Annotated in this window: 13 protein-coding genes; 8 read left to right on the plus strand and 5 right to left on the minus strand. The window is 51.7% G+C overall.

Translation table 11 applies throughout. From position 1 onward, the window contains the following. Positions 1 to 35: 35 nt before the first annotated feature. Entirely contained in the window at positions 36 to 1,736 is a 1,701-nt protein-coding gene (locus OI69_RS01290) for a ribulokinase (RefSeq protein ID WP_039345019.1), read from the minus strand. Between the two features lie 373 nt (positions 1,737 to 2,109). Here OI69_RS01290 and OI69_RS01295 point away from each other — a divergent pair, with 373 nt between their 5' ends. From OI69_RS01295 to OI69_RS01325, 7 genes are all read left to right on the plus strand, one after another. Continuing rightward, positions 2,110 to 3,093, plus strand: a complete 984-nt coding sequence (locus OI69_RS01295; RefSeq protein ID WP_039345023.1) for an arabinose ABC transporter substrate-binding protein — start codon at positions 2,110 to 2,112, stop codon at positions 3,091 to 3,093. A 151-nt stretch (positions 3,094 to 3,244) separates the two neighbouring features. Then, entirely contained in the window at positions 3,245 to 4,768 is a 1,524-nt protein-coding gene (araG, locus tag OI69_RS01300; RefSeq protein WP_039345026.1) for an L-arabinose ABC transporter ATP-binding protein AraG, read from the plus strand. Positions 4,769 to 4,786: 18 nt separating this feature from the next. Then, positions 4,787 to 5,773 (plus strand): L-arabinose ABC transporter permease AraH, encoded by a 987-nt coding sequence (gene araH, locus OI69_RS01305; RefSeq protein WP_039345029.1) that lies wholly within the window; start codon positions 4,787 to 4,789, stop codon positions 5,771 to 5,773. A gap of 68 nt (positions 5,774 to 5,841) precedes the next feature. After that, positions 5,842 to 6,774 (plus strand): arabinose operon transcriptional regulator AraC, encoded by a 933-nt coding sequence (araC, locus tag OI69_RS01310; RefSeq protein WP_039345032.1) that lies wholly within the window; start codon positions 5,842 to 5,844, stop codon positions 6,772 to 6,774. Positions 6,775 to 6,875: 101 nt separating this feature from the next. Next, positions 6,876 to 7,922, plus strand: coding sequence for an oxidoreductase (locus OI69_RS01315; RefSeq protein ID WP_039345035.1), 1,047 nt, complete (start codon positions 6,876 to 6,878; stop codon positions 7,920 to 7,922). A 153-nt stretch (positions 7,923 to 8,075) separates the two neighbouring features. Continuing rightward, on the plus strand, positions 8,076 to 9,065 hold the full coding sequence (locus tag OI69_RS01320; RefSeq protein WP_039345038.1) for a bile acid:sodium symporter family protein: 990 nt from the start codon (positions 8,076 to 8,078) through the stop codon (positions 9,063 to 9,065). A gap of 243 nt (positions 9,066 to 9,308) precedes the next feature. Then, on the plus strand, positions 9,309 to 9,767 hold the full coding sequence (locus OI69_RS01325; RefSeq protein ID WP_039345041.1) for an SgcJ/EcaC family oxidoreductase: 459 nt from the start codon (positions 9,309 to 9,311) through the stop codon (positions 9,765 to 9,767). A gap of 90 nt (positions 9,768 to 9,857) precedes the next feature. On the opposite strand, the gene add is transcribed toward OI69_RS01325, so the two are convergent. From add to manA, 3 genes are all read right to left on the minus strand, one after another. Further along, positions 9,858 to 10,871: an adenosine deaminase gene (add, locus tag OI69_RS01330; RefSeq protein WP_039345044.1), complete on the minus strand. Its 1,014-nt coding sequence runs from the start codon at positions 10,869 to 10,871 to the stop codon at positions 9,858 to 9,860. A 251-nt stretch (positions 10,872 to 11,122) separates the two neighbouring features. Continuing rightward, the gene (locus OI69_RS01335) at positions 11,123 to 12,685 is read right to left on the minus strand and encodes a YdgA family protein (RefSeq protein ID WP_039345047.1); all 1,563 of its coding nucleotides are present in this window, start codon (positions 12,683 to 12,685) and stop codon (positions 11,123 to 11,125) included. Between the two features lie 87 nt (positions 12,686 to 12,772). Further along, positions 12,773 to 13,945 (minus strand): mannose-6-phosphate isomerase, encoded by a 1,173-nt coding sequence (manA, locus tag OI69_RS01340; protein ID WP_039345050.1) that lies wholly within the window; start codon positions 13,943 to 13,945, stop codon positions 12,773 to 12,775. Between the two features lie 236 nt (positions 13,946 to 14,181). On the opposite strand from manA, the gene fumC reads away from it, so the two are divergent. Then, entirely contained in the window at positions 14,182 to 15,579 is a 1,398-nt protein-coding gene (fumC, locus tag OI69_RS01345; RefSeq protein WP_039345053.1) for a class II fumarate hydratase, read from the plus strand. 63 nt (positions 15,580 to 15,642) lie between these two features. On the opposite strand, the gene tus is transcribed toward fumC, so the two are convergent. Then, entirely contained in the window at positions 15,643 to 16,578 is a 936-nt protein-coding gene (gene tus / locus OI69_RS01350) for a DNA replication terminus site-binding protein (protein WP_039345057.1), read from the minus strand. Between the last annotated feature and the right edge of the window lie 93 nt (positions 16,579 to 16,671).

Consider the following 16,671-nt stretch of genomic DNA (forward strand, 5'->3'; position numbering starts at 1 on the left):
TGACTCCTGTAACGTGATCCCCAGAGGGATAAAAATTAGTTTTTTGCCGTAGACGATGGGCTATAGGCAGGTTCCGCGAGGCGGCACCACTGCTGATAGCGTTCATAAAGCTGCTGGTAGCGGGCGACGCGCTGACTGTCTGGTATTAAGGTGCGTTCTACGCCACTGGCCATGTGCTGTTGTGCCGTCGGAATATCCTTGTGAACACCTGCGGCGACGGCGGCAAAGATCGCCGCACCGAGCGCACAGCACTGATCGGAGGCGACGATCTGCAACGGGCGATTCATCACGTCAGTACACACCTGCATGATGACAGGGGATTTCCGCGCGATACCGCCCAGCGCCAATACGTTCTCAACGGGGACGCCCTGATCTTCAAAGCATTCCATAATCGCGCGGGCGCCAAAGGCCGTCGCAGCAATAAAACCGCCGAATAGCGTGGGGGCATCGGTGCCCAGATTGAGATCGGTAATCACACCTTTTAATCGCTGATTAGCGAACGGCGTTCTGCGGCCGTTAAACCAGTCCAGCACGATGGGCAGGTGATCGAGAGTCGGGTTCTCCGCCCAGCGATGAGTCAACCGCTCCAGTAGCTTGGCCTCCATCGCCTGTAGCGACGTTTTGAGTTCGGGATGACCTTGTTCGGCATAGTCGTGCGCCGCTTCCTGTAACGACCAGCCCAACAGCCGTCCAAACCAGGCGTACATGTCACCGAAAGCAGACTGTCCGGCTTCGAGACCGATATAGCCGGGGACGACGCTGCCGTCGACCTGCCCACAGATCCCGGCGATGGTGCGATCGGCAATGCGTGCATCATCGGCGATCAGAATGTCGCAGGTGGACGTGCCGATCACTTTGACCAGCGTATAAGGCTGAGCGCCAGCCCCAACGGTGCCAACATGGCAGTCAAACGCACCGCCAGAGAGGATGACCGTGTCAGGAACACCAAGCCGTTGCGCCCACTCGGCGGTGATAGTGCCGACCGGTTGTTCGGCGGTCCAGGTGTCGGTAAATAGCGGATACTGTAATTTTTCGGTCAGGCAGGGATCGAGCGCGTGTAAGAAATCTTGCGGCGGCAATCCGCCCCAACTTGGGTGCCAGAGAGATTTGTGTCCGGCGCTGCATCGTCCCCGACGGATATCCTCCGGTGCCTGCGTGCCAGAAAGCAGAGCGGGCACCCAATCACACAGTTCGATCCAGGACACAGCCGCCTGACGCACGTCGGCATCTTCGCGTGTGACATGCAGGATTTTGGCCCAAAACCATTCTGATGAATACACGCCGCCGATATAGCGGGTGTAATCCGGAAATTGGCCGCTACGGCAGAGCGCGTTAATGGCTTCGGCTTCTTCTATTGCCGTGTGATCCTTCCACAGCACGAACATCGCATTCGGATTGTCGGCAAATTCGGGACGCAGCGCGAGGATCTGACCGTGTTCATCGATCGGTGCGGGCGTCGATCCGGTTGAATCCACACCAATAGCGATGATGTGTTGCCGCTGTTCGCTCGTCAGGCGGGAAACCACCACGTTAATCGCCTGTTCCAGCGATTCGATGTAGTCCAGCGGATGATGGCGGAACTGGTTGTTGGCAGGCTGACAATAGTGACCCTCACGCCAGCGGGGGTAGTAGACCACTTCTGTTTCCAGCTCTTGCCCGCTTTGGCAGTCAACGGCTAAGGCGCGTACCGAATCACTGCCGAAGTCGAGGCCTATCGTAATAGCACCCGCACTCATGCTTTGCTCCTCATTAATCCCAGATCGATGCTGTTTACGATAGGCAGGGACAACGAGAGGCGGTTAGGAGCGGTTAGCTGGAAGTATGTATTTTTCTGTCGCCCGCAGCCATTTTGTGAAGCCCGTCAAAGGTTAATGATTGGTTAAAATTGCTAAATGTATGCACAAACCTGTCATTGTTCCGGGATGTGATAAAGCTCTATATTCAGACCGGAAATAACGACTAAAACATAAAGCGTCTGAATGCTACTGAGTAAAGGAACTGCGCTAAGTCCGTGTTTTTCCTTTATCCAGACCGGAAATACCTTACCCACAACGTGAACGCGTGTCGGCGTTGCTGGCGAACGAAAAGATAATTACCCCGGAGAACATCATGCATAAATTCACTAAGGCGCTGGCAGCAATTGGGTTGGCTGCGGTTATGTCACAATCAGCTATGGCAGAGAACTTAAAGCTGGGATTTCTGGTTAAACAACCGGAAGAACCCTGGTTCCAGACCGAATGGAAATTTGCGGATAAAGCAGGAAAAGACCTCGGATTTGATGTGATAAAAATTGCGGTTCCAGACGGAGAAAAAACCCTGAACGCGATTGATAGCCTGGCAGCCAGCGGGGCAAAAGGTTTTGTTATTTGTACGCCCGATCCGAAACTGGGGCCAGCCATTATAGCAAAAGCGCGCAGCTACGATCTGAAAGTGATCGCGGTTGACGATCAGTTTGTGAATGCGAAAGGCCAGCCGATGGATACGGTGCCGCTGGTGATGATGGCGGCCACCAAGATTGGCGAGCGTCAGGGACAAGAACTGTATAAAGAGATGACGAAACGCGGCTGGAAAGTGGATGAAACGGCCGTGATGGCGATTACTGCCAATGAACTGGATACCGCGCGTCGCCGTACGTCTGGCTCTATGGATGCGCTGAAGGCGGCGGGCTTCCCGGAAAAACAGATCTATCAGGTGCCCACCAAATCTAACGATATCCCCGGCGCGTTTGACGCCGCCAACTCCATGCTGGTGCAGCATCCGAAAGTCAAAAACTGGCTGATTGTCGGCATGAACGACAATACCGTGCTGGGTGGCGTGCGTGCAACGGAAGGTCAGGGGTTTAAGGCTGCAAACGTGATTGGGATCGGTATTTACGGCGTGGATGCGGTGAGCGAACTGTCCAAAGGTCAGGCGACGGGGTTCTTCGGCTCACTGCTGCCTAGCCCCGATATCCACGGCTACAAGAGTATTCAGATGCTGAATGACTGGGTCACTAAAGGCGTGGAACCGCAAAAATTCACCGAAGTGACCGATGTGGTGCTGATTACGCGTGACAACTTCAAGGTCGAACTGGAGAAGAAAGGCCTGATGTAATCGTAATGTTGTTCACTTAAGCGTGTTTTTAGAGGGAAACACGGTGATGAGGTTGTCGCAGGGACGCCTCGCACCGTGGTCGCCCTCGGTATCTCGCTCCTTTGCTGATCGAGGTTATCCGCGCTACCTGCATCGTGATGAGGAAACAGACATGGCAGCACAGTCACCCTATTTGTCGTTTCATGGAATTGGTAAAGCGTTTCCCGGCGTTAAGGCACTTTCGGATATCAGTTTTTCCTGCCATGCCGGCCAGATTCATGCATTGATGGGGGAAAACGGGGCGGGCAAATCGACGCTGTTAAAGATTCTGAGCGGCAACTATTCACCGTCTGCGGGCGAAATCCATATTCAGGGCAAATCCGTGCAGTTTACTAACACGATGGATGCCCTGAATGCGGGCGTGGCTATCATTTATCAGGAACTGCATCTGGTGCCGGAAATGACGGTCGCTGAGAACATCTATCTGGGCCAACTGCCGCATAAATACGGCATGGTGAACTACGCGTTGCTGCGCTATGAAGCCACGCTCCAGTTACAACATCTGGGATTAGATATCGATCCTGATACCCCGCTGAAATATCTGTCTATCGGGCAATGGCAGATGGTGGAAATCGCCAAGGCGTTAGCGCGTAACGCCAAAATTATTGCTTTTGATGAACCGACCAGTTCGCTCTCTGCCCGTGAAATCGAGCAGCTTTTCCGTGTGATTAAAGAATTGCGTAGCGAAGGCCGGGTCATTTTGTACGTTTCGCACCGGATGGAAGAAATTTTTGCGCTGAGTGATGCTATTACCGTGTTTAAAGATGGCCGCTACGTGCGCACGTTTGACGATATGCAGGAGGTGAACCATGCGTCGCTGGTTCAGGCGATGGTCGGGCGTAATCTGGGCGATATCTATGGTTATGCGCCGCGTCCACACGGTGCAGAGCGTTTGACGCTGAAAGACGTCAACGCGCCGGGTGTGAAATCTACGATTTCCCTGAATGTAAAGCAGGGGGAAATTGTCGGGCTATTTGGTCTGGTCGGGGCGGGCCGTAGTGAACTCATGAAAGGGCTATTTGGCGCGACCAAAATCACCGGTGGTCAGGTGCTGTTGGATGGTCAACCGCTGGTGGTGAATTCTCCCATTGATGCGATTCGTCAGGGGGTGATGCTCTGCCCGGAAGATCGTAAAGCAGACGGCATCATTCCAGTGCATTCGGTGCGTGACAACATCAATATCAGCGCGAGACGTAAGAGCCTGAAAGCCGGTTTTATTATTAATAATCAGTGGGAAGCGGATAACGCCGCACAGCGTATTGACGCATTGAACATCAAAACGCCGTCCGATGAGCAACTGATTATGAACCTTTCCGGGGGCAACCAGCAGAAAGCCATTCTTGGCCGCTGGCTGTCCGAAGAGATGAAGGTCATTTTGCTCGATGAGCCGACGCGCGGCATTGATGTCGGTGCGAAGCACGAAATTTATCATGTCATCTATGAACTGGCGAATCAGGGGATCGCGGTGCTATTTGCCTCCAGCGATTTACCCGAAGTGTTGGGACTGGCCGACCGGATCATTGTCATGCGGGAAGGCGCCGTCTCCGGTGAACTGCTGCATGCCGATGCCACAGAGCAGAACGTGCTTAGTCTGGCGATGTTACGAACCCCCGATATCGAATCTGCGGTTGCCTGACCGCGAAGGAGCAAAATAATGTCAACGGTTACGTCTGCAACCTCAGAAAAGAAGAACAGCGGTACGGGATTATCCCGTGTTTGGGATAACTATGGCATGTTGGTGGTTTTTGCTGTGCTGTTCCTCGGCTGCGCCATTTTCGTCCCAAATTTTGCCACGTTTATCAATATGAAAGGGTTAGGGCTGGCGATCTCCATGTCTGGTATGGTGGCTTGCGGGATGCTGTTCTGTCTGGCGTCTGGCGATTTTGACCTGTCGGTGGCCTCGATCATCGCCTGTGCTGGTGTCGCGACGGCGGTGGTGATCAATATCAGTGAAAGCCTGTGGATTGGCGTCAGTGCCGGCTTGCTGCTGGGTGTGGCGTTCGGGTTGCTCAACGGTTTCGTGATTGCCCGTTTGAAGATTAATGCGTTGATCACCACACTCGCGACCATGCAGATCGCGCGCGGCCTGGCATACATCATCTCCGATGGTAAAGCGGTAGGGATTGAAGATGAGCGTTTCTTTGAACTGGGCTATGCCAACTGGCTGGGCTTACCTGCGCCCATTTGGATCACCATTGGCTGCATGATTGTGTTTGGCCTGCTGCTGAATAAAACTACCTTTGGCCGCAATACGCTGGCGATTGGCGGCAATGAAGAGGCGGCGCGTCTGGCGGGTGTTCCCGTCGTGCGTACCAAGATTATCATTTTCGCCTTATCCGGTCTGGTATCTGCCGCGGCGGGGATCATTCTGGCCTCGCGTATGACCAGCGGCCAACCGATGACGTCTCTCGGTTACGAGTTGATTGTCATTTCTGCCTGTGTGCTGGGTGGGGTATCCCTGAAAGGTGGGATCGGTAAAATCTCCTACGTGGTGGCCGGGGTGCTGATTTTGGGGACAGTAGAGAACGCGATGAACCTGCTGAATATTTCTCCGTTTGCCCAGTATGTGGTGCGTGGTCTGATTCTGCTGGCCGCGGTTATCTTTGACCGCTACAAACAGCTCGCGAAGAAAACGGTATAACGGTTTGCGCGGTAGGTGATCGATGCCTGCCGCTTTCTCTCATTTGATTAGCGTGTACCGGAGGCTCGATGTATCACCGTATGGCGCATGAATCTCAGCCGAATCCGCTGCTGCCGGGGTATTCGTTCAACGCTTACCTTGTGGCCGGCTTGACGCCGATTCTGGCAGAAGGGCCGCTTGACTTCTTTATCGATCGTCCCGATGGGATGAAAGGCTACATCATTAATCTCACCATGAAGGGACAGGGACAGGTCTTTGAGGGGGATGAAGCCTTTTTCTGTAATCCCGGCGATTTGCTGTTGTTCCCACCGAAATCGAAACATTTTTATGGCCGTTCACCAAGCAGCGACTGTTGGTATCATCGCTGGGTTTATTTTCGTCCCCGCGCTTATTGGGCCGACTGGCTGGAATGGCATACCCAAAGCAGCGGTATTGGCCGCATGAGCCTGCCGAATAACCAACTGCTGCTGGAGTTCGACAGGCTGTTTGCCAATATCGAGCAGACGCAGCGTTCCGGTCGGCGCTTTTCAGAAGAGTTAGGGATGAATCTGCTAGAACGTCTGTTGCTCAGGGCGATGGAAGAAGATCCGCAGAGCCCGCAGAAGATCATGGATCCGCGTGTGATAGAAGCCTGCCAGTTTATTACCAGTAATCTGGCGGGTGAACTGCGTATTGACGAAGTGGCGCGGCATGTTTGTTTATCGCCGTCGCGGCTGGCGCATCTGTTCCGCGAGCAGGTAGGGATTAATATCCTGCGCTGGCGTGAAGATCAGCGCGTGATCCGTGCCAAACTGTTATTGCAAACGACGCAGGAATCCATCGCCAACATTGGCCGCGTGGTAGGGTATGACGATCAGCTCTATTTCTCGCGCGTATTCCGTAAGCGGGTCGGCGTCAGCCCCAGTGATTTTCGCCGTCGCAGCAGTGAAATCAATTATCCGGCTGCCAAAACGCTGCCTGTGGCATGGGAAGAGCGGATGCCCAATGCCGTAAGCGGCTAACGCCAGATTCCCCTGACGGTTATCCCTCTCTGCACTCCGGCGGATAGCGGGTATATACTGAGTGAGAAATCACAACGTTAAATCAGTTAAGGGGAATCGTCATGAGTGAGACTGTTCGTGTTGGGCTGCTGGGTTACGGCTATGCCAGTAAGACATTCCATGCGCCGTTGATTGCCGGTACGGCAGGTATGGAGCTGGTGGCGGTGTCCAGCAGTAGTGCTGAAAAAGTACATGCGGATTGGGCAAGTCTGCGGGTAGAGAAAGACCCTCAGGCGTTATTTAACGCTCACGATATTGACCTCATTGTTATTCCGACCCCCAATGACACACATTTTCCGCTGGCGAAACAGGCGCTGGAAGCGGGCAAGCATGTTGTCGTCGATAAACCCTTCACGGTGACGTTGTCACAAGCTCATGAACTAGGGGCAATTGCCGAACGTGCCGAAAAAATCCTCTCCGTTTTCCATAACCGCCGTTGGGATAGCGACTTTTTGACACTAAAGCAGCTACTGTCGGCAGGAACGTTAGGGAATGTGGTATACATGGAATCGCATTTCGATCGTTTTCGCCCCGAAGTTCGTCAGCGCTGGCGTGAGGACGGTAGCGTTGGCAGTGGGATTTGGTACGATCTTGGCCCTCATCTGCTGGATCAGGCTCTGGAGCTATTTGGCTTGCCTGTCGCGATTCAGGTAGATATGGCACAACTAAGACCAGGGAGTAAGGCAACGGATTATTTCCATGCGACGCTGATTTACCCGCAGCGTCGGGTGGTACTGCACGCCAGTATGCTGGTGGCCGCGACGTCTGCGCGTTATACCGTACATGGCACGCGCGGCAGTTTTGTCAAATACGGACTCGACCCACAGGAAGACCGTCTGAAAGCGGGTGAGCGCCCGCCGCTGGCTGATTGGGGACAGGATAAGCGCGATGGTGTGCTGACGCTATCTCATGATGGCATCACGGCAGAACAAACGATCGCAACGATACCCGGTAACTATCCGGCTTACTATGCCGCCATACGCGATGCGCTGCTTGGTAAGGGAGAAAACCCCGTCAGTGTGCATCAGGCGATTCAGGTTATGGAGCTGATTGAGCTGGGGCTGCTTTCCCATGAGCAGAAAAAAGCGGTTACGCTGAAAAATAGCTAGATTTACCGCACCTTATCCCAGATAGTTAACGGTTTGTTGAAAATTATTTTCAGTATGTAAATAAATTTATCGATGATTTTGGGCGGTCTTAGGATCGCCCGTATTGTTAGGGTTTTATTGGGTTGATCACAAACGAGGGGAAGGGTGTTAAACATGGGGTGGTTGCAACGGTTACGTATTGATAAATTTTTATTGGTTCTGGTTTTGGTTGTGGTAACAGCATCGGTTCTGCCTGCTCAAGGTATCGCGAAGGTTTTTTTTGAAAACCTGACAACGGCAGCGATTGCTCTGTTGTTCTTTATGCACGGTGCGAAACTATCGCGTGAAGCGATTACCGCAGGTATGGGGCACTGGCGTTTGCATCTGGTGGTATTTGCCAGCACATTTCTCCTATTCCCCTTGCTGGGAATCGGCATGAGCCTGCTGTCGCCAGTAGTGCTGACGCCAACGTTGTATCTTGGCTTCCTCTATCTGTGTGCGCTCCCGGCGACGGTGCAATCGGCGATTGCCTATACCTCAATGGCGGGCGGTAACGTGGCGGCGGCAATTTGTAGTGCTTCTGCATCCAGCATTCTGGGCGTGTTTCTCTCGCCGATTCTGGTTGGTTTGCTGATGCACACACAGGGAGGAGAAACGGACACGCTGCATGCTATTGGTTCCATCATCATGCAATTAATGGTGCCTTTCGTGATTGGCCATTTGTCTCGCCCGTTGATCGCCAAGTGGGTCGAACGTCACCGTAAATTGATCAATATTACTGACCGGTCATCTATTCTTCTGGTGGTGTATGTCGCCTTTAGTGAGGCGGTCGTACAGGGGATTTGGGGACAGATCAACGTTTGGTCGTTACTGGCTGTGGTCGGTTGCTCACTGGTCCTGTTGGCGATTGTGCTGGTGGTGAATACGCTGGTTGCCCGTAAACTGGGCTTTAACACCGCCGATGAAATTACTATTGTCTTTTGTGGTTCGAAGAAGAGCCTGGCGAATGGGATCCCAATGGCAAACGTGCTGTTCCCTGCCGCCGCTGTCGGGGCGATGGTGCTGCCGCTGATGATCTTCCATCAAATCCAGTTGATGGTGTGCGCCGCATTGGCGCAACGTTATGCGAAACGGATAAAAAAAGAGCAAGAGACGTCTCGTTAATAAGCGATTCTCTCATCATGCATAACGCCCTTGGTCTTACATAGGCCGAGGGCGTTGTTATTTCGCTCTCCCTGATTGTGTTATTTGTAACTCCTGAGAAATACAAGAAATAATCTATTACAGTGATAGTTACATAAAATTATTACTTTTTCGGTCTGTTACGTTATAACAACGGTGGCTCATCAAGATGCATTGTCGATAGAGCAGGATACAGTTGATGATAATTATTGAGATCGAGGATATATGTTAAAAAAAACGGTGTTAACTTTAGCAATGTTAGGGACGTTGGCTTCCGCATCTGTGCAGGCTGCTCAGCATATGGAATGTGTGAAAACCAATCAAAAAGAGATTGCGTCGTTATTTGACCGTTGGAACGCATCGCTTCAAACCGGTGATGCGAAGCAGGTGGCAAAAAACTATGCCCCAGACGCGGTATTGCTACCAACATTATCCGATCAACCCCGTACCACTGATGCAGAGCGTGTCGACTACTTTGAGCACTTCTTGGAGAAAAAACCGGTTGGCAAGATTGATACCCGCACGATCCGCATCGGCTGTAACAAAGCCGTTGATACCGGCACATACACTTTCACATTCGGGGATGGTAGCCAGGCTAAGGCACGTTACACCTACACGTACGCCTGGAACGGCAAACAGTGGCTGATCACCACGCACCATTCCTCAGCGAACCCGAACGGCTGATTTATCTCATTTATCTGTCATAAATACGACAAACGGCTAACAGAAGTTAGCCGTTTTTGGTGTGTTGTTACCGGGGAAAGGGCATCTGTATCAGGCTGTACCGCGCTTACGCAGCACTTTTTCACGCAACTGCTGCTTTTCCTGCTCGCTGAGAAACGCAATCGTCAGGCCATTTTCCTGCGCTTGACGGGTTTCTACCGCCGTAAGACCCGCCAGCGGTGCAGCAACGTTATATTCGTGACGGATCTCTATACCTTGAACCGCAGGATCATCCGTATTGATGGTGGCGGGGATTCCATAACGCAGGAAGTGAAGCAGCGGATGTTTATCCAGTGATTCCACCGTACTGGTTTGGATGTTAGATGTCAGGCAGGATTCAATACCAATCCCATGCTCTGCCATATGCGCCATCAGGCGCGGATCGATAATCGCGGTCACTCCGTGTCCGATGCGCTCGGCACCCAGATGGTTAATTGCCTGCCAGATACTTTCCGGTCCGGCTGCTTCACCAGCATGAACGGTGATGCGCCAACCGGCATCGCGAGCCTGGCGGAAATGAGACGTAAATAGCGCACCAGGCTGCCCCAGTTCATCACCAGCCAGATCGATCGCGACGATACGGTCACGTTGGGACAAGAGTGCATCCAATTCTTGTTGGCAGGCTTCGCTACCGAATGTCCGGCTCATGATGCCTATCAGGCGAATGTCGGTATCAAAATCACGGCAACCTGCGGTAATACCGTCGATCACCGCTTCAACCACACCAGCAATCGGAAGCTTATGATTCATTGCCATGTAATAAGGGGAGAAACGCAGTTCGGCGTAATCCAGCCCGGCCTTCACCGCATCTTCAACATTTTCGTACGCCACGCGGCGACAGGCATCCAGCGAGCCAAGCACGGACACACCCCAGTCGAGTTTTTGTAGAAAGCTCACTAAATCAGGCTCGTTTTTGGTGACCTGAACATAAGGGCGGAGCGTTTCAAGATCGCTGGCAGGTAACGCTATATTGTACTGGTGTCCTAGCTCCAGAATACTCTGGGCGCGGATGTTGCCATCCAAATGGCGGTGGATATCCGTCAATGGCAGGAGTAAATCAATCATAGTGTTATTGTCTGGTTACTGTTTTCGTACGACAAAGTATAAAAAGAAATCGAGGTAAATAGCTAATTGTTACCGCAGAAATACCGTCGCTTTGCATAATCTTTGAGCAAAACAACCCGTTATCTCTTTTTATTGTTAATCGCCCGTGCTGGTAGGGGTGATCGTAAAATCAAACGGGGCTAGGGCAAAAAAACGGTGACTGCAAAGGCGGCCACCGTGTGTTTTAGTCCGTAATATTGCCGAGTGTCGGCTTATTGCGCGGGCGGTGGTGTGACGGGTTCTTCCTGCGCACCTGGCTGAGATTCTTCACCTTCTTCCGTTGGAACAGAAAAATAAGGGGAGATGAACTCAGCCAGAGAAATTTTGTTGCCATTAAAGTCAATTTGACCATCAGCATAGTGCAGCGAACTGGTAATCGCGTTGTCTTTTGTGACGCTCAACTGGTTTGCCTGGCCCATCTCGGCCATCATATTAACCTGCTGTTTCGCCATATTTTCCAACTGCTTTTGTTCTTCTGCATTGGCCGTTTTGGGGGAACTCAGCACCATCAATTCCGTCAGCATATCCAGCGGAAGATTGAGTTTGGCATCGAGTTTTTTGACCGATTGACGAATGATCTTTTCTTCATCCGATAAAGTCGAATCGCTCGCTTTATCTGTGCTCTGCACCGGATCGGTTAAATCCAGCGCCAGCGTGAATGTACCTTCACCCTTGCTGTTTTTCCAACTGATCGGGGAAATTGCAATGCTCGGGTTGCCTTTCAGCAACTGTGGCAGGTATTGCAGTACAGACATGGCGACGTCATGCTGGTAAGCATCGGGATCGACATGGGTCGGATCCTGCAACAGTTTCTTCACTCTTTCCTGATAGGCGGTGAGGAACTGCTTAGTCCCTGCGCCGTCAAGTTGTGAAATCGACATGTTCACGTTACCTGAGCCGAGATTACGGTCGCCGATGATTAAGGATCCCAATGTCACGGTCATTTTGCCCGCCAGATTCTTATCATCTTCCGTTGCGCTGCTTTGCAAAGAGAAGTCGTTCAGTGTAACCGGCTCGCCACCTTCTACGGTAAACTTCATCGTTTTAAAGGACAGGGCACCATCGCCTAAATCAAGATCGAATTTGCCTTTTTGATTGGTTCCTTTGATGGTGAAATCGCTGACATCAACGTTCTCGGTCTGGCCCCAGGCATTTTTTCTTTCCATCTTCACGCTACTGATGGTGGTGTCCAGCTTGCTGCTGCGCAGATCGTGCCCGATATCCACCAACGCTTCCGCGCCGCTGAACGAGAATTTCTGTTCTGGCGACTGATGGTCGATGGGAGCCAACGTAACGAGTGACTGCGTATCTCCACTGTAAGCGACGCGTGTTTCGGACGTAAAGAATGGTTTATCTTTCGTCAGTTCAAACCAGGCTTTAACCGCTGGCGTGTTGGCTAACTCGGTATGGATAGAAGCCATCGTCGGTACGAGATTGAATTTTTTGAGCTGCGCCAGCGGGAATGGCCCGTGAGACACGGTTTCGTTGAAGACAATCTCCTCACCGGGTGCCAGGATCCGTGTGCCTTCTGCCGTGCCTACCGCGCCTTCTGCTTGCAGCACATAGGCCAAAGTACTGCTGAAAACGCCACCCTGATAATCCCGATAGACCACTTTCAATCCTGCATTCGGGTAGGCTTGTTTGAGCTGAGTATTCAGTGTATCGGTAAAACCATCAATCTGCTGCGCTAACTGTTTGCCGGTGTACCAGGAGGCGCCTGTCCAGACTGCACCCAGAGCAACAATAACGCCTACGGCGACTAACGACTTCTTCATTTTTATTCATCCTTTAGTAAAAAAATGCGCGTTTTCAACGCGAAACGCAGGTAATTTTCTTCGATTAACCACAGCCTATGGAACGAATTATCGGTTAAATACGCGAGCGAGACGCCCCAGTCCCTCAACCGTTATCGGTGATTCACTGGCGGAAATAAAGCAGGATTCCCCTGGTTTTAGCGAGAGTCGCTGCTCATTTTTTTGCAGGACGGCATGACCGTCAACGCAAAATACAATCGCAGCACTGTTTTGACTGAGCGTTTGTGGACGCTGGCTCAGTTCGTGCAGTGAAAAAGCAAAATCATCAACAGGAATAGGGAAGCTGAGTTCGTTACCCTGTCGGTGTGGCGCGGTCAGTAATTGGTTTGCGGGTTTGGCTTCAAACACCACATTTTCCAGTAGCTCTGGAATATCAATGTATTTCGGCGTTAGGCCCGCACGCAGCACGTTATCTGAGTTCGCCATCACTTCCAGTGCAACGCCTTTCAGATAAGCATGCGGCGTTTGAGCGAACAGGAACATGGCTTCGCCCGGCTGAAGCGTAATCACGTTCAGCAGTAGCGGGGAGAACAACCCGCTGTCATCGGAATAGTATTGTGTTATCGCGCGGATGGTCGCCCAAGGCTCGTCGTTCTGGCTGTTTAGCGCGGCCTTTAACACGCCGATCGCGCGTGATTTTTGCTCGCCTTCCATGCTAAGTAGGTTGGTGAATAGCATGGCGAGGTTCTTCGCGTCGGGCTGCTGTAAAAACGCGGTGATTGATGGGTGCGCACTGGCAACGGGTTCCAGCAGATGCACAATTTCAGATAATTCTCGAAACCCGTTCATCGCCTGGAAAGGCGTTAATGCATAAACCAATTCCGGCTTGTGATTAGCATCTTTGTAATTTCTGTTCGCCGCATCCAACGCGATGCCGGCGGCATTCTCTTTCTCAAACCCTTGTTCTGCCGACGATTTACTAGGATGAACCTGAATGGAAAGGGGTTGCTCTGCGCAGAGTACCTTAAAAAGAAAAGGCAATTCACCAAAACGCTGCGCGATCGTTGCACCAAGATGCGTTGTTGTGTCTTCTGCGATAACCTCACGCAGGCTACGCGTGTTGCCTTGTTCATCAATAATTGACGAACTGCTTTTAGGATGGGCACCCATCCACAATTCGGCCATTGGTAAATCGTTAGGGTTATCAATGTCATATAGCTCAGTTAAGGCGTGTTTGCTACCCCAGGCGTAGTGCTGGACGCAATTGAGCATTTTTTGCATGTTGGCTCCCTGCTAGTACATTAATTGTTAATTTTTGTGATGCTAGTTGTTAATTAATGGGGCGATTATGAATACACTGCATCTTCTTTGCTTCATGGTAATGTTTTATGTAGCGTGATACCAGACAGTGTTAGTAGACCAATAAGTGTATAGGCCAGTGAGTGTTATCAGAATAGGCCCTGCGATGTGATTTGATGTCTTCTACATTTGAATAGATGTTTTAAGGAGGAAAGATAATGAGCACGACGCGTAGTGAAAAAGACTCAATGGGACCTATTGATGTTCCTGCTGAACGTTTATGGGGCGCACAAACACAGCGCTCACTGGAACATTTCCGTATTTCTGAAGAGAAAATGCCACGCGCCCTGATTTATGCGCTGGCGCAAACCAAGCGTGCGGCGGCTCGCGTCAACATGGATCTCACGCTTCTGCCTGCCGACCGGGGGAATGCGATTATTCAGGCGGCGGATGAAGTGTTGGCTGGCGAGCATGCCGGGGAATTCCCGTTAGCAATCTGGCAGACGGGATCTGGCACGCAAAGCAATATGAATATGAACGAAGTGTTGGCTAACCGCGCCAGTGAACTGCTGGGGGGAGAGCGGGGCAACAATCGGCTGGTCCACCCCAATGATGATGTCAACAAAAGTCAAAGTTCTAACGACGTTTTCCCGACGGCGATGCATGTTGCCGCCGTGGTCGCGATCAACGAACACCTGATTCCTGAATTGAAAGCCCTACATGCCACGCTGGCGTCAAAGGCTGAGCAGTTTAAGGGTATCGTCAAGATCGGCCGTACGCATTTACAGGATGCCACGCCGCTGACGCTGGGGCAGGAAATTTCCGGCTGGGCCGCAATATTGCAGCACAATCTTAAGCACATTGAAAACAGCGTCCCGCACATTTGCGAACTGGCATTGGGCGGGACGGCTGTCGGAACGGGGTTAAACACCCATCCTGAATATGCGGTGCGCGTGGCGGCGGAACTGGCGAAACTGACCGGTCAGCCGTTTGTGACCTCGCCGAATAAATTCGAAGCGCTGGCAACCTGTGATGCGCTGGTTCATGGCCACGGTGCCTTGAAAGGACTGGCTGCATCATTAATGAAGATCGCCAATGATGTTCGCTGGCTGGCATCCGGCCCGCGTTGTGGCATCGGTGAGCTGAGTATTCCCGAAAACGAGCCGGGCAGTTCCATCATGCCGGGCAAGGTAAACCCGACCCAGTGCGAAGCGCTGACAATGCTGTGTTGTCAGGTGATGGGCAATGATGTGGCGGTGAATATCGGTGGGGCATCTGGGAATTTTGAACTGAACGTGTACCGTCCTATGGTGATTCATAACTTCCTGCAATCGGTTCGCCTGCTGGCTGATGGCATGAAGAGCTTCGATGAACACTGTGCGGTGGGCATCGAACCGAATCGCGAGCGTATCAATCAGTTACTGAATGAATCGCTGATGCTGGTGACCGCGCTCAATACCCATATCGGCTATGACAAAGCGGCAGAAATTGCCAAAAAAGCGCACAAAGAAGGGCTGACGCTGAAGGCGGCTGCGCTCAAACTGAACTACCTGACTGACGCGCAGTTTGATGAGTGGGTTCGACCAGAAGACATGGTTGGTAGCCTGAAAAAGTAACAACCCGGTAATGGAGTCGTCACCGTGTAGCCTGCTGGTGTTTATCAGCAGGCTTTTTCTTTTTTATTCCGGTGCATCGGTATATAGGTGCAAACGGGGAATGAGCAGACGAAGCTCAGCCGCTTTGGGTTTGTGTTTATGCTTGATGTTATTGGCGTCATAAGGATTAAGTTCGCCAATTATTGGGACATCGCCACCGGATCCCTGCTGACAAAGCACAAGCAGAGGAGACGGGCAGGGATGTTGCACCTGTTTTTGCTGTTCGGGATACCACACGCGCGCAATAGGTTGCACTTTGACGGGACGTTTGATCTTCAATATCGCGTCTTCCGGCAGCGACAATACGGCGTTCATCTCCTGTTCTACATGCTCGATCCACTGTGCTTTGGTGTAAGGCGTCGCGTGCTTTGCGGCATTCAGGCTGTTGCTCAGTTTCTCTAACAATTCTCCACGCGTCATATTTTTGATGAGGTGTTTATTCGCCCAGCCAAACCGGACGGACGCCGGATTCGTTATGAGCGTCAACGAACGATAAGCGCTGAGCGTAATCAACCCTTTCAAATGTGTATGGACGAACTCAAAGCGCTGTTCCGGCGCCAATCCTGATTCGACGGTAATTATCTGTTCCAGTTCTTTTTTCAGCGCATTAATTTCCGTAATGAGCGTGTATGCCTGTTGATATTGAGTGGCATTTACCGAAAAACAGAGTGCGCCAGGCAAGCGAATGGCACTTTTGCTGCTGAGCGTTTCTGGATAGTGATGGATGAACAAACGCTGAAAATGCGCGAGTCCTTTATCACACGCCTCTTGGCCTAAGTACTGAGTGACGGCGATGTGCTCAATAGGATCATGCTCCGTGCCTTTTTCCACGTTGGGTAGGGAATACACGCGGCCAGCCAGCAATCGATACGTGGAAAACTGTTGCTGCATGAGGGCGAGATGGGTTTCTAGCGTGCGAAAACAGGCATTCATGCGATCGATTAGTGTGTAACGATTCATAATTAAACCTAATTTAGTTACAACATACCTGTTTTTATACACATAAATGACAACATCAGCAACCGTGATTATCCTCTTTTCAGCAGGATTGAA

The organism is Pectobacterium fontis, assembly GCF_000803215.1.
Classification (GTDB): Bacteria; Pseudomonadota; Gammaproteobacteria; order Enterobacterales; family Enterobacteriaceae; genus Pectobacterium; species Pectobacterium fontis.